We start from the raw sequence: 13,418 nt of genomic DNA, 5'->3' as shown, positions 1-13,418 counted from the left end.
GGATCAGCGGCCGGTGAAGGTCGCCTTGCCGGGGCCGTCGGCGAGGAACGACTTCACCGCGCCGCGCAGGTCCTCGGTGTCGAAGAGCCCGGCGGCGATCGTCGTGATGTGTTCGTTCGCCTCGGCGACGCCGCCGTGCTCGTAATGCTCGAGCACCTTCTTGGTCGCCGCGTGCGCCCGTGTCGGCCCCTGCGCGAGGTCGGTCGCGAAGGCGCGCACGGCCTCGTCGAAGCCGTCCACCGGGAGTACCCGATTCACCACGTTCCAGCGTTCGAGGGTCGCGGCGTCGTAGGTCGCGCCGGTCATCACGAACTCCTTGGCGCGGCCGACGCCCGCCCGCGCGGCGAGCCGTTGCGTGCCGCCCATGGTCGGGGTCAGGCCGACGACCCGCTCGACGAGGCCGAATTTGGCCTTCTCGCTCGCGAGGATGATGTCGCAGGCGACCGCGACCTCGAAGGCCCAGGTCAGGCACAGGCCGTGGGCGGCGAAAACGGTGGGGAACGGGAGTGCGGCGATCCGGTCCGGGATCGCCAACATCTCGTCGAAGAGCACCTTGGCCTCGGCGGCGTTCGCCTGGGCGTCGAACAGGGAGACGTCGACGCCGCCGCTGACGATCTTCCCCTCGGCCCGGATCAGGGCCGCGCGCGGCGGAGTGGCCTCCAGTTCGCCGATCGCCTCGGCCAGTTCGTCCTGTAGGTCCGCCGTGTACAGATTCAGGGGCGGCGAAGCGAAGGTCAGGACGGCGAGGCCGTCTTCACGGTCGAGGCGGATCGAGGTGGCCAAGGCGGTTACCTCCCGGTAGGTCGTTTTCCCGTGACCTTAGCCGGACGTCGCCGCGAGTTCGTCCCATTGCGCCTGTGCTTCTGGTCGCCATTCGACGTGCTTCCGGTGGAAAAGGTCCGCCGCGCGCACGCCGCTCCAACCGTCGGGAAGAAGTTTTAGCGGAAGACGCGGATCCAGGAACGGGAAGCTGCGCCATTCGTGGACGAGTTCGGTCTGCGCGCGCAGGACACCGTGCTCACCGGACGGGTGGGTGCCGGTGAAGCGGTCGATGAAATCCTCGTAGCGGTCCTTGAGCTCGCTGAGATCCCAGGACCGGCTGACCATCGTCTCCTGATCGCCGACTTCGCCGTAAGCGGCGGTGAACGACATCGCCTGCGCGTCGAGGCCGAGTTCCTGCACTATCTGCTGGGCCTCACGCTGGCGGCTGAGGTCCGGGCTGACCCAGACACCCGCCACCGGCGAGCCGAATCCGGCCCACGTCAGGCGCGTGCGCAGCCGGTGCCGGAGATCCCGCTTCGCTTCGGGGACCGACACGATCAACATCAGCCAGCGGTCGTCCCAGGCCTTCTCCTCGTTACCGAAGGCGTAGATCCGTTCAGCGCCTTCGGTGAGAAGTCGTCTGCCTGGTGGTGTGAGTGACCAGCGCACTCTTCGTCCGACGCGTTCGGAAACGACCCAGCCCTCCGCGGAGGACCGGGCGAGCGCCTGCCGGGCGGACTTCTCCTCGATGTCCAGCACTCGCAGCGCTTCGACCAGCGTCGACGTCCAGATCGACTGGTCACGGGGCAGGACGTACTCGCCGAGGATCGTCATCAGCAGCGATCGCGCACTGGCATGACTGACTTCGCGCCGCCTGCTCAACGTCGGCCTACGGGTACCGCCTTTCTGTTGGGGGACGACGGGGACCGGGGTGGCGGAGTCCGCCATTTGCTGTCACCGACCTCAATGCTCGGGGATTCGTTCGGGTCCAGAAGAACATCCAGGCTACCCACGTTCCGTGATCGCTTGGATACTTGCCACTCTTCCGAGGGACCACGAGCTGTTCAATCGGTCCCCGTAGACTTACCGATCTCATGAGCGCCACACTCGTTGCCAAGGATCTCGCCGCCGGCCACGGCGACCGTGTTCTGTTCTCCGGTCTCGACCTGGTCGTCGCCCCCGGCGAAGTGATCGGTCTCGTCGGTGTGAACGGCGCGGGCAAATCGACCCTGCTGAAGACCCTCGGCGGGCTCGTACCGCCGGAAGAGGGCAGTGTCCGGCTGAACCCGCCGACGGCCACCGTCGGTCACCTCCCACAGGAGCCGGAACGCCGCGAGGGTGAGTCCGTGCGCGCGTTCCTGTCGCGCCGCACGGGCGTCACGGCTGCGCAGGCCGCGCTCGACGCCGCCACCGCGGCGCTCACCGAGGGTGAACCCGGCGCGGACGACGCCTACGGTGTCGCGCTCGACCGCTGGCTCGCGCTCGGCGGAGCGGATCTGGACGACCGGGCGGGCGAGGTCGTCGCCGATCTCGGGCTGACGGTCAACCTCGACCAGCCGATGCTGTCGCTGTCCGGCGGGCAGGCGGCCCGGGCGGGAATGGCCTCACTGCTGCTGAGCCGGTACGACATCTTCCTACTCGACGAGCCGACCAACGACCTCGACCTCGACGGCCTGGAGCGGCTCGAACGGTTCGTGACCGGGCTGCGCGCCGGGACCGTGCTGGTCAGCCACGACCGGGAGTTCCTCGCCCGCACCGTGGACCGCGTCGTCGAACTCGACTTCGCCCAGCAGCAGGTGCGGACCTACGGCGGTGGCTACGAGTCGTACCTGGAGGAGCGCGCCGTCGCGCGGCGGCACGCCCGCGAGGAGTACGAGGAGTACGCGAACACCAAGGCCTCGCTCGAAGCCCGTGGCGCGATGCAGCGTTCCTGGATGGAGAAGGGCGTCAAGAACGCCCGGCGCAAGGCCACCGACAACGACAAGGTGGGCCGCAAGTTCCGGAGCGAGGCGACGGAGAAGCAGGCGTCCAAGGCCCGCCAGACCGACCGCATGATCGAACGGCTCGATGTCGTCGAGGAACCGCGCAAGGAATGGGAACTGCGGATGGAGATCGCCGCCGCGCCCCGGGCGGGAGCGGTCGTGGCGACCCTGCGCGGGGCGGTGGTCCGGCGGGGCGAGTTCACCCTCGGTCCGGTGGACCTGCAGATCGGCTGGGCGGACAAGGTCGCCATCACCGGGGCCAATGGCGCCGGGAAGTCGACCCTGCTCGCCGCGCTGCTCGGCCGGGTCCCGGTCGACGAGGGCGCCGCGTCGCTCGGCTCCGGTGTCGTGGTCGGTGAGGTCGACCAGGCCCGGAAGCTGTTCCTCGGCGACCTTCCGCTCGTCGAGGCCTTCGCCCGCGAAGTCCCGGAACTCGCCGACGCCGACGTGCGGACGTTGCTGGCGAAGTACGGGCTGAAGGCCGCGCACGTCCTGCGCTCGGCGGCCACGTTGTCGCCGGGGGAGCGGACGCGGTCGGCGCTGGCGCTGTTGCAGGCGCGCGGGGTCAACCTGCTGGTGCTCGACGAGCCGACGAACCACCTCGACCTGCCCGCGATCGAGCAGTTGGAGTCGGCGCTCTCGGAGTACCCGGGGACGCTGCTGTTGGTGACGCACGACCGGCGGATGCTGGACGCGGTCGCGACGACGCGACGGCTGGAAGTGGCCGACGGGAAGGTCACCGAACTCTGAGCATTCATTGGGGGTAAGGCAAAGGTGGCGTGTTCAGTCGTTCGCCCGCCCGCCGACCTCGGGTGTTGCGAAAGCCACTTTCGCAACGTTGAAGGTTGCGAAAGTGGCTTTCGCAACGCTCCCGAGCCTTCGCCCCCCCCGGAGACCTCATGCCCCGGGCTGAAGGGGACTTTCCGCTCGTTCGATGAGGGGAAAGTCCCCTTCGCCGCGCTGATCACCGCCGAACTCCGGTCCGTGAAGGCCTCCTTGAGGGACCCAGAGTCCCTCAAGGAGGCCTTCACGGACTTGGCGCCCGACAGGGACACCTTTGCTCGGCGCATTCAGAGGACGAAATGCGCCAGGGTCAGCCCTTGGTGGCGCCGCCGGTCAGGCCCTTCACGAACTGCTTCTGCAACGCCAGGTAGAAGATCAGCACCGGCAGCGTCGCCAGGAACATCAGCGCGAACACGCTGCCGAGATCGGCCTGGTACTGGCCGATCGAGCGGTAGATGCCGGTGGTGATCGTGGTCCCTTGGCTGGGCCCGAGGATGATCAGTGGATCGATGAAGTCGTTCCAGATCCACACCCCGAGGAAGATCAGCACACTCGCCGTGGCCGGGCGCAGCAACGGGAACACGATCCGCCAGAACACCTGCATGCGGTTCGCCCCGTCGAGCAGGGCGGCCTCCTCGAGTTCCACCGGCACCCCGCGGATGAACCCGGTGAACACGAAGACGCCGAACGGCACGTAGTACCCGACGTTGAACAGCACCAGACCTTGCAGGGTCGCCATCATCCCGGTCAGCCGCAGCACCTCGGTGACCGGGATCAGGATCACCTGCGGCGGGATCATCAGGCCCGCCAACAGGATCAGCGCGAGCACCTTGGTCCATCGCTTGCCCGAGCGCGCCAGGTAATGCCCGAGCATGGCCGAAAGCACGGTCAGCACGATGATCGACAGCAGGGTGACGAGCACGCTGTTCGCCAGGCTCACCCAGAACAGGCCGTCGGGCCGGGTGAGCACGGCGTGGATGTTGGACAGCGTCGGTGGCAGCGGGACCGACGCCGGCTCCTGGGCGATCAGCTCGCCGGGTTTGAAGACGTTGACGAGCACGTAGTACAGCGGCACGAAGAAGATCGCGCTCACCACGATCGCCACCGCCGGCCGGAGCCACGAACGCCGCGGACTGTCCTTTGTGGTCACAGGTCGACCTCCCGCCGCCGCAGGAACCGCAACACGATCGTGGTCAGCGTGGCCACGATCACCAGCATCACGACGGCCATCGCGGACGCGTAGCCGACGTGGTTCGCGTCGAGACCGGTTGCGAGGACGTTGAACGCGATGGTGGCGGTGGTCCCCGAACCCGGCCCGCCGTTGGTGACGACCTTGACGTAGTCGTAGGTCTTGAACGCCGAGATCAGCAGGACGACGGTGTTGATCGTCAGCGACGGCGCGAGCAGCGGCCAGGTCACCGCGCGGAACCGGCGGACCGGGCCGGCGCCGTCGATCTCCGCCGCCTCCAGGAGTTCGGCCGGGACACCTTGCAGGCCCGCGAGGTACACGACCACGCAGAACCCCAGCATCTGCCAGCACACGATCGACGCGACCGAGTACAGCGCGAGATCCGGATCCGAAAGCCAGCCCGGCGGATGCTCGACGCCGAGGGCGCGGAGGACGTCGTTGACCGGACCCCGGTCGTCGAGCAGTTTCGTCCAGATGATGCTGACCACGACCGAGCTGAGGATCACAGGGGTGAAGAACACGCTCCGCAAAGCGTTGTACAGCCAGCCTTTCCGGTCGAGCAGCAGTGCGACGCCGAGGCCGATCACGTTCGGCACGACCACCACGATCAGGGTCAGGATCGTGGTGACCCGGAGCGCGGTGAGGAACTGTTCGTCCTGGAAGAGCAGCTGGTAGTTCTCGAGCCCCACGAACTCCGAGGGCGGGTTGAACGGGTTGTGGTTCGTGAGGCTGTAGCCGAAGCTGATGAGGATCGGCGCCATGACGAAACAGAGATAGATGACGACGCCGGGTGCGCCGAACGAGGCGAAATGCCACACGCGCGGCAGGATCGGTTTTCTCGCCATCGCAGTGTCAGCGCGCCTTTGCCCACTCGGTGTCCAGGAACGCGCACGCGTCGGCCACCGTCTTGCGGCCGGTGATGACGTCCTGCGCGGCCTGGTAGACCTTGTCCTTCATCCCCGGCAGGAGCCCGTCGTCCGCGGTCTCCCAGCTGAAGGCGTTCACGACGGCGTTCTTCGCTACGGCCTCCTGATAGAGGTCGTAGCCCGCCTTGAAGACCGGGCCGGCGTCGGACGGCGGCGTGTAGCCCTTGATCGCGGGGAACAGGCCGTCGGCCTTGACCGAGGCGTCGATCTGTTCCTTGTCGAGCTGGAACGCGAGCGCGAACTTCCTTGCCGCGTCGAGGTTCGGGGACTTGGCGTTGACCACGATGCCGCCGCCGGTGTAGGCCGGGACGACGAGTTTCCCGTCCTCGGAAGGGAAGTTGAAGACGCCGATCTCGAACGGCGGCTTCTTCGCGTCGGCGCTGGCGGCGAACCAGTTGCCCATCGGGTACATCGCGCCCTCGCCGTTGAGGAAGGCCGCTTCGGTCGCCGAGTAGTCCCGCGAGACCTGCGTCTTGTCGATGTAGCCCTTGGCGACCAGGTCGGCGAACTTGCCGAACGCCTGCTGGAAGGCAGGGTCGGCGAACTTGACCTTGTCGGCGCGGCGCTGGGAAAGCCAGTCCGGGGTCTTGCCGTAGACCTCGACGCTGACCAGGCCGTCCAGCAGCATCGCGGACGGGAACCCTTCCTTGCCGCCGCCGATGGTGAACGGCGTGATGCCCTTCGCCTTCAGTTTCTCCGACGCGGCGAGGAGTTCGCTCCAGGTCGCCGGCGCCGCCGTGATCCCGGCGTCGGCGAAGAGCTTCTTGTTGTAGTAGATCGGCGGGATGGTCTGGGTGTTGGCGGGCAGTTGGTGATGTCCGCCCTTGATGGGGTTGGCGCCGGGGAACTGGAAGTCCTTGAGCTCCTCGGGCGTCCACGCGTAGAGGTTGCCCGATTCGGCGAACCCGGCCGAGTCGACGGCGATGGCGACGTCGGGGAACTGACCGGACTGCAGCAGCTGCTTGGCGTAGCCGGTGCGGTCGGTCGACGGAGCGACCAGCTTCTTCACGCTGAGGCCGGGATTCCGGTCCGTGACCCGCTTGATGGCCGAGTCCCAATAGGACGGTGGCAGGTTCGGTGTTTCGAACGTCAGGAAGGTGATCTCGTCGCCGGAGCCGCCCGCACTGCCACCGACCGTGCAGCCGGTGAGGCTCGCGGCGAGGAGGAGTGCCGCTCCCAACGCGAAGGACCTTCTCATGCCCCAGTCACCCTTCTCGCGGCGATGCACGGCGTCTCATATACGGCGGCATTCGATCGGATGTCTAGGGGGATGTCAAGCGGCCGGGTGCGCCAATTGTGGGCGAAAAGGGGCGATACATCTGATCTATCGCGGTGCTCAGAGCTTCGTCAGCCGGATCGCCGTGCTGGCGAAATCGCCGTCCGGCAGGCCCGGGAACAGGCCGTGTGCCAGCAGCGCGGCGCCGTGCCGCACCTGTCCGGTGTCCTCGTCGCGGTAGCGGGCGGAGGGGTCGAGGCCGTCGAGCCGGAGTGGTCGTTCGTGGGTGTGGAAATGTGCCGCTTGCCGGAACGCGAACACCACCGCGTGCTCGCCGTCGGCCGCCACGTACTGCAACGCGGAGACGCCGTCGGTGGTCGGCGGCACCAGACGGTACAGCCTGCCGTGCTGGACGACCGGCCGGATCTCCTTGTACAGCGCGATCTGTCCACGCGCGTACGCGAGGTCCTCCTCGGACCACTTGACGATGTCGCCGCCGACGCCGAGCACGCCGGCCATCGCGACATGGAACCGGAACCGCAGCGGGGTGGAGCGCCGGGTGACGAAGTTGGGGTCGTCGGTGACCCACGCCGACATCGCGCGCGCCGGGTACACCTGGCCGTAGCCGTGCTGGATGACGAGCCTGTCGAGCGCGTCGGTGTTGTCGGACGTCCAGACCTGGTCCGTCCTGGCCATCACGCCGAGGTCGATCCGCCCTCCGCCGCCGCTGCACGCCTCGATCCGCAGCCCGGGATGGGCCGCGCGCAGGCGGTCCATGATCGCGTAGACCGCGCGGGTGTGCTCCACCCAGAGCCGGTCCTGGTCGCCGTCACCAGGCCAGCCCGCTTCGCTGAACGGGCGGTTCATGTCCCATTTGAGGAAGTCGATCCCGTGCTCGCCGACGAGGGTGTCGAGCCTGCCGAACGCCCATTCGGCGACGTCCGGACGGGCGAAGTTGAGCACCAGCTGCCGTCGCAACTCCGAGCGTGTCCTTTGTGGATAGTGCAGGACCCAGTCCGGACGCGCGCGGTACAGGTCGCTGTCCGGGTTGACCATCTCGGGTTCGACCCAGAGCCCGAACTTCATACCGAGCCGGTGCACCTCGCCGACCAGCGGTCCGAGGCCGTCGGGGAACTTGTCGCGATTGACGTGCCAGTCGCCGAGGCCGGCGTGGTCGCCGTCGCGGGCGCCGAACCAGCCGTCGTCCATCACGAACAGTTCGACACCGAGTGCCGCCGCCTTCTCGGCCAGCTTGCGCTGTCCGGTCTCGTCGACGTCGAAACCCGTTGCCTCCCAAGAGTTGTACAGTACCGGCCGGAGTTCGCCGGGATGCGGGAGGACGTGGCCGAGGGTGTACGCGTGCCAGGCGCGGCTCGCGGCGCCGAACCCGCCGTCGGTGTACAGCCCGGCGAAGACCGGCGTGGTGAGCGTGTCGCCGGGGGAGAGGCGTGGGACGACGCCGTCCTGGCCGAAGCCGCCGGTCACGGTGAGGCGGCCGGTGGACGAGCGAGTGGTGGTGATCCGCCACGAACCGCTCCACGCGAGCGCGGCGCTGTAGACCTCGCCGTGCCGCTCGGTCGCGTCGCCGTCGTCGAGCATCACCCATGGATTGGCGTGATGGCTGGTGATGCCGCGCCTGCTGCCGAACGTCGTTTCGCCGTGGGGGACCGGTTCGCGGAGCAGCTGGCTCTCCGCGGCCCAGCGCCCGGTGACATGGCTGACGCGGTGGTCCGGCCGGGCCGGGACGACCCAGGTCGCCGAATCGGCCCGGATGACCTCGATCGGGTCGCCCGGGCCGTCGTGGGTGAGTTCGGTCCAGCGTTCGATGACGTCGGTGCCCGCCGGGACGCGGTAGCCGAGCGTGATCCGCAGGGGGTAGTGGCGATCGCGGAAACGGACGCGAAGCTGCCCGCCGTCGATGTCGTGGCCGAGGTAACGCCATTCGAGGGCGCGGGTCCCGTCGGCGAACCGGAGCTGGAGGGCGGGGGTCCAATAACGGGTGCCGCCGTCCGCGGCGAGTTCGTCGAGGCCCTCGTTGGGATCGTTGAAGGCGTCCCAGCGTTCCTTCGTCCGGGGGAGGACGTCGGCGAGCTGGTCCGGAGTGAGCGCCGGGCCCCAGTAGACGTGGGAGGGCGTGTCGTCCTCGGTCAGCCTGAGCGCGTAGCTCGTGGCTGCCGTGCGGATGAGCCAGGAACGGGTGCTCTCGTCGTAAACGATCTCGGCCACGCCGCCATCCTGACGGCGAAACCCGGTGGCGGCCAGGTGGCTCCCGCTTGGCGGTACACCGGGTGGTGGGCTGGGGTGGTCGTGAGTGGCGATTCGGGTTATTGAGCAGAAGGCAAAGGTGTCCTGTCGGGTGCCAAGTCCGTGAAGGCCTCCTTGAGGGACTCTGGGTCCCTCAAGGAGGCCTTCACGGACCGGTGTTCGGTGGCGATCACCGCGGGGGCATGCGGGCGAAGGCTTGGAAGCGTTGCGAAAGCCACTTTCGCAACCTTCAACGTTGCGAAAGTGGCTTTCGCAACACCCGAGATCGGCGTGCGGGCGAGCGAGGGAACACGCCACACTTGCCTTTACCTCTCAATAAACCGAATCGCACTCACCAGGCCCGACGCGGTCAGCCGCCGACCTTCGCGATCGCCACGATGTTCTCCGGCCGAACCCGAACGATCACCTTCCCCGGTGACGTGGCGTAGGCGAGCCAGCCTTCGATCGCCTCCGGTCCCGCCTCCCCGAGGTACCGCTGAGCGATCAGCTCCGAACCCGTGCGCACCCCGTCGGGATCCGAAACGATCTCCGCGACACCCTCGACGCTCACGAACGAGAACGGCGGACGCGGATCGTCGGCGACCACCGAAACGCGCGGATTCTCCTTGAGCGTCCTGCCTTTGACGGTGTCCGCGCCCAGGTTGACCAGGATGTCGTCCCCGTCGACGGCGAACCAGACCGGGACCGCGTGCGGCCTCCCGTCCGGGCGGACCGTCGCGAAGACGGCGGTGCGGGTGCCTTCGGCGAGAAACGTGCGACGCTGCTCGTCGGTCATCTTCTCCGGCATTACTTTCCCTCCAGGGTGGCGTCCAGGCCGAAGGCCGGGAACAGGTGGCTGTCGAAAGTGGTGAACTCCGCGGCCTTGCCGTCGACGACGCGGAGGACGTCGAGCTTGAAGGCGCGGAAGATGGTGTCGCCAGGACGGCGCAGGTACGAGGCGAAGGCGGGCATCCGGTTGGCGTCGACCGCCACGGCACGCCATTCGCCCATCTCTTCGGCGATCCTGCCGTGCCTGGCGAGGTGTTCGAGTCCGATGTAGCAGTGCGGCTCCGGCGGCATGGTGTGGCGGACATCGTCGCGGACCAGGCTGCTCATCGTGCTGAAGTCACCGTTGTCGTGGGCCTCGATGAGCCGCCGCACCAGCGCTCGTTCCTCTTCGGACGGTGTCGGCGCCGACCATTCGCCGCGTTGCTGCAGAAGGCGTTCACGCAGGGTCGCGCGGCCGCGCTGCAAGGCGCTGTTCGCGGCGGGGACGGAGAGGTCGAGCAGCGACGCGGTTTCGGCGGCCTGCCAGCCGAGCACGTCGCGCAGGATCAGCACCGCGCGCTGCTGCGGAGGCAGCATCTGCAGGACCGCTAGGAAGGCGAGTTCGATGGTCTCCCTGGCCACGGCGAGCGCGTGCGGTTCGGCTTCGGACGGCGCGATCTCGTCGAGCAGGCGGTCCGGATACGGCTGGATCCAAGGGACTTCGGCGAACGAGCGCAGCGAAGGCACCCGCCGCTCGTTCTTGCGGATCGCGTCGAGGCAGGCGTTGGTGGCGATCCGGTACAGCCACGCGCGGAAGTTCCCGCCGTCGAACGTGCCCAACCCGCGCCAGGCGTTGAGCAGCGCCTCCTGGACGACGTCTTCGGCCTCGTCGAACGAGCCCAGCATCCGGTAGCAGTGGACGTGCAGCTCCCGCCGGTGCCGTTCGGTCAACGCGGCGAAGGCGAGTTGGTCTCCCGCCTTCGCCGCGGCGACTGTTTCGTCCGTGTCGGTCATGGCGCCTCCCATCGAGTGTTCTTACCCGATGTAACGGCGCCCTTCGCGAGAACTCATCGGTCCCGCGATGACTATTTTCGCGGGACCCCGAAACCGCAGGTCAGGGACGGGAGGTGAGGTAGCCGCCCATGGTGCGGAAGTACTCGGTCGCGGCGAGTTCGGTGCCGTCCTCGGTGCGGACCCGCTCGATGACGAGCCCGTGCGACCGGCCGCGGCGCGCCTCAGGCCCGGCGACGATCACGACGCCCTCACCCTCCCGGATGAAGATCCGGCCGGGGGTGCCGCCGTAGAGACCCGTCGACACCGAAGCGCGGACCACGCGCAGCTGCTTCCCGCGGTGGTGGGTGAAGGCGTTGGGGTACGGATCGGATTGCGCGCGCACGAGCCGCTCGATCTCGTCGGCGGGCCAGGTCCAGTCGATGAGGCTGTCTTCGAGGGCGCGCTTGTGGAAGAAACTGGCCTTCGACCTGTCCTGTTTGACCGGGGTGAAGTTCCCCTTCGCGATCAGCTCGATGGCGTCGGTGGTGATCGGCGCGATGAGGTCGACCGTCCGGTGGAAGAGATCGGTGGTCGTGTCCTTCGGTCCGACCGGGACCGAACGCTGCAGCACGATGTCGCCCGCGTCGAGGTCGGCGTCCATCATGTGGGCGGTGAGCCCGACTTCCTTCTCGCCGTTGATGAGCGCCCAGATCAGCGGCGAGAAGCCGGCGTAGGCGGGCAACAGCGAGTCGTGGACGTTCAGCGTGCCGTGGCGCGGCATCTCGAAGATCTCGGGCGGCAGCCAGGTGCGCCAGTTGTTCGCGACGATCAGGTCGAGATCGGCTTCCTTCAGCTCCGCCAGCAGGTCCGCGTCGTCGGGACGCTGGCGCAGCAGGGTGCGGATCCCGTTGGCCTCGGCGAGATCCGCGACGGAGTCGGCCCAGATCTTCTCGTAGGCGTGGTCACTCTTCGGGTGGGTGACGACGAGGGCGACGTCGTGGCCCGCGTCGATCAAGGCCCGCAGGGTGCGGTGTCCCCAGGTCTGGTATCCGAACATGGCGACCCGCATGGGACCGGCCTCCTCCTGGTCGAGGGATGAACATCACCACTGAAAGTACTAGTTGAGCCTCACCTAACTTAGGTTAGGGTTCCCTGGTCTTTGTAACGAAGTACCGAGATGCGGCTGAGCCGCGCTAGGGGTTCAAGATGGCACGAGCAGTGGTCGGTGAACGGGTTCCGGTCTACGACGTGGTCGGGGTCGGGTTCGGTCCCTCGAACCTGGCGCTCGCCATCGCGGTCACCGAGCACAACGCCGCGCCCGGAGCCGAAACCGTCACCGCCCACTTCCTCGAGCGTCAGCCCCGCTTCGGCTGGCATCGCGGGATGCTGATCGACAGCGCCACCATGCAGGTGTCCTTTCTCAAGGACCTGGCGACCATGCGGAACCCGACGAGCTCCTTCAGCTTCCTGTCGTATCTGCACAGCAAGGACCGGCTGGTCGACTTCATCAACCACAAGAACCTGTTCCCGTTGCGGATCGAGTTCCACGACTACTTCGAATGGGCCGCGGAAAAGGTCGACGACCTGGTTTCCTATGGCACGGAAGTGCTTTCGGTCACGCCGGTGTTCGACGGCGACGAGATCGTGTTCTTCGACGTGCACGCCCGGACCGACGGCGAACTGGTGAATCTGCGCGCCCGCAATCTCGTGATGGGCACCGGACTGCGGCCGAATCTCCCGGAAGGTGTGACGCCGGGCACGCGCATCTGGCACAACAGCGAACTGCTGCACCGCGTCGAGGGTATGGCCGCCGAGGAGCCGCGCCGGTTCGTCGTCGTCGGCGCCGGCCAGAGCGCGGCGGAGGTCAGTGCCCTGCTGCACGACCGTTTCCCGCAGGCCGAGGTGTGCGCGGTGTTCGCGCGGTACGGCTACAGCCCGGCCGACGACAGCGCGTTCGCCAACCGGATCTTCGATCCCGAGGCGGTCGGGCGGTTCTACGAAGCGCCGGAAGAGGTGAAGGACCGCCTGATGCGCTACCACGGCGCGACCAACTACTCGGCCGTGGACATCGAGCTGATCGACGAGCTGTACCGGCGTATCTACCGCGAGAAGGTGCAGGGGATCGAGCGGCTGAAGCTGATCAACGTCTCCCGTCCGACCGAAGTCACCGACACCGGCTCCGGGGTCCGGGTCACCATCGAGGCGCTGGAGACCGGCGAGCGGACCACGCTCGACGCCGATTTCGTCGTGTACGCCACCGGGTACAGCCCGGCGGACCCGACGCCGCTGCTCGGTGAACTCGCCTCCGCCTGCGCTCGCGACGACGAGGGCAGGCTCCGCGTCGAACGCGACTACCGGATCGTCACCGAACCGCCGCTGGACGGCGGGATCTACCTCCAGGGTGGCACCGAGCACACCCACGGCATCACGTCGTCGCTGCTGTCCAACACGGCCGTCCGGGTCGGGGAGATCCTCCAGTCCGTTGTGGACCGGCGCGCGGCCGGCGCGTCCCGGCCCGAGTACGCGGTGAGCGGAACCGGGCCCGCCTGACCCAC

At 67.9% G+C, this 13,418-nt stretch carries 11 protein-coding genes; 2 read left to right on the top strand and 9 right to left on the bottom strand.

The window, feature by feature from the left end; translation table 11 throughout:
• Positions 1-3 precede the first annotated feature (3 nt).
• Together B0293_RS20710 and B0293_RS20705 are read right to left on the bottom strand one after the other, a co-directional pair.
• The gene (locus tag B0293_RS20710) at positions 4-783 is read right to left on the bottom strand and encodes an enoyl-CoA hydratase/isomerase family protein (protein ID WP_005167456.1); all 780 of its coding nucleotides are present in this window, start codon (positions 781-783) and stop codon (positions 4-6) included.
• A 36-nt stretch (positions 784-819) separates the two neighbouring features.
• Positions 820-1,710 (bottom strand): PaaX family transcriptional regulator, encoded by an 891-nt coding sequence (locus tag B0293_RS20705; protein WP_077241347.1) that lies wholly within the window; start codon positions 1,708-1,710, stop codon positions 820-822.
• Positions 1,711-1,856: 146 nt separating this feature from the next.
• Between B0293_RS20705 and B0293_RS20700 the strand changes: the two genes are divergently transcribed.
• Positions 1,857-3,494, top strand: a complete 1,638-nt coding sequence (locus B0293_RS20700; RefSeq protein ID WP_005167454.1) for an ABC-F family ATP-binding cassette domain-containing protein — start codon at positions 1,857-1,859, stop codon at positions 3,492-3,494.
• Between the two features lie 343 nt (positions 3,495-3,837).
• On the opposite strand, the gene B0293_RS20695 is transcribed toward B0293_RS20700, so the two are convergent.
• From B0293_RS20695 to B0293_RS20665, 7 genes are all read right to left on the bottom strand, one after another.
• Entirely contained in the window at positions 3,838-4,677 is an 840-nt protein-coding gene (locus B0293_RS20695; RefSeq protein WP_039919838.1) for a carbohydrate ABC transporter permease, read from the bottom strand.
• Complete coding sequence (locus B0293_RS20690) at positions 4,674-5,561, bottom strand: carbohydrate ABC transporter permease (RefSeq protein WP_245192162.1); 888 nt, start codon at positions 5,559-5,561, stop codon at positions 4,674-4,676. Before B0293_RS20690 ends, B0293_RS20695 begins: the two co-directional genes overlap by 4 nt.
• A gap of 7 nt (positions 5,562-5,568) precedes the next feature.
• Positions 5,569-6,840: an extracellular solute-binding protein gene (locus B0293_RS20685; protein ID WP_039919841.1), complete on the bottom strand. Its 1,272-nt coding sequence runs from the start codon at positions 6,838-6,840 to the stop codon at positions 5,569-5,571.
• 138 nt (positions 6,841-6,978) lie between these two features.
• Complete coding sequence (locus B0293_RS20680) at positions 6,979-9,084, bottom strand: alpha-galactosidase (protein WP_005167450.1); 2,106 nt, start codon at positions 9,082-9,084, stop codon at positions 6,979-6,981.
• 388 nt (positions 9,085-9,472) lie between these two features.
• Positions 9,473-9,910, bottom strand: coding sequence for a PPOX class F420-dependent oxidoreductase (locus B0293_RS20675; protein WP_005167448.1), 438 nt, complete (start codon positions 9,908-9,910; stop codon positions 9,473-9,475).
• Positions 9,910-10,884, bottom strand: coding sequence for an RNA polymerase subunit sigma-70 (locus tag B0293_RS20670; RefSeq protein ID WP_005167444.1), 975 nt, complete (start codon positions 10,882-10,884; stop codon positions 9,910-9,912). Before B0293_RS20670 ends, B0293_RS20675 begins: the two co-directional genes overlap by 1 nt.
• 100 nt (positions 10,885-10,984) lie before the next feature.
• Entirely contained in the window at positions 10,985-11,932 is a 948-nt protein-coding gene (locus B0293_RS20665; protein ID WP_005167442.1) for a methionyl-tRNA formyltransferase, read from the bottom strand.
• Positions 11,933-12,069: 137 nt separating this feature from the next.
• Between B0293_RS20665 and B0293_RS20660 the strand changes: the two genes are divergently transcribed.
• Positions 12,070-13,413 carry a lysine N(6)-hydroxylase/L-ornithine N(5)-oxygenase family protein gene (locus B0293_RS20660; RefSeq protein WP_005167440.1) on the top strand — a complete coding sequence of 448 codons (1,344 nt, stop codon included), beginning with the start codon at positions 12,070-12,072 and terminating at the stop codon, positions 13,411-13,413.
• Positions 13,414-13,418 lie beyond the last annotated feature (5 nt).

Origin of the sequence: Amycolatopsis azurea DSM 43854, assembly GCF_001995215.1 — a bacterium.
In the GTDB taxonomy this organism is placed as follows: Bacteria; Actinomycetota; Actinomycetes; order Mycobacteriales; family Pseudonocardiaceae; genus Amycolatopsis; species Amycolatopsis azurea.
The sequence above is the reverse complement of the archived record's forward strand: the minus strand, read 5'-3'. Positions and strand labels throughout refer to the sequence as shown.

Bases quoted from the DNA above. Each gene is read 5' to 3' on its own strand.
- B0293_RS20665 (WP_005167442.1), bottom strand. From the start codon at position 11,932: ATGCGGGTCGCCATGTTCGGATACCAGACCTGGGGACACCGCACCCTG.
- B0293_RS20700 (WP_005167454.1), top strand. From the start codon at position 1,857: ATGAGCGCCACACTCGTTGCCAAGGATCTCGCCGCCGGCCACGGCGAC.
- B0293_RS20690 (WP_245192162.1), bottom strand. From the start codon at position 5,561: ATGGCGAGAAAACCGATCCTGCCGCGCGTGTGGCATTTCGCCTCGTTC.
- B0293_RS20685 (WP_039919841.1), bottom strand. From the start codon at position 6,840: ATGAGAAGGTCCTTCGCGTTGGGAGCGGCACTCCTCCTCGCCGCGAGC.
- B0293_RS20705 (WP_077241347.1), bottom strand. From the start codon at position 1,710: ATGGCGGACTCCGCCACCCCGGTCCCCGTCGTCCCCCAACAGAAAGGC.
- B0293_RS20670 (WP_005167444.1), bottom strand. From the start codon at position 10,884: ATGACCGACACGGACGAAACAGTCGCCGCGGCGAAGGCGGGAGACCAA.
- B0293_RS20660 (WP_005167440.1), top strand. From the start codon at position 12,070: ATGGCACGAGCAGTGGTCGGTGAACGGGTTCCGGTCTACGACGTGGTC.
- B0293_RS20675 (WP_005167448.1), bottom strand. From the start codon at position 9,910: ATGCCGGAGAAGATGACCGACGAGCAGCGTCGCACGTTTCTCGCCGAA.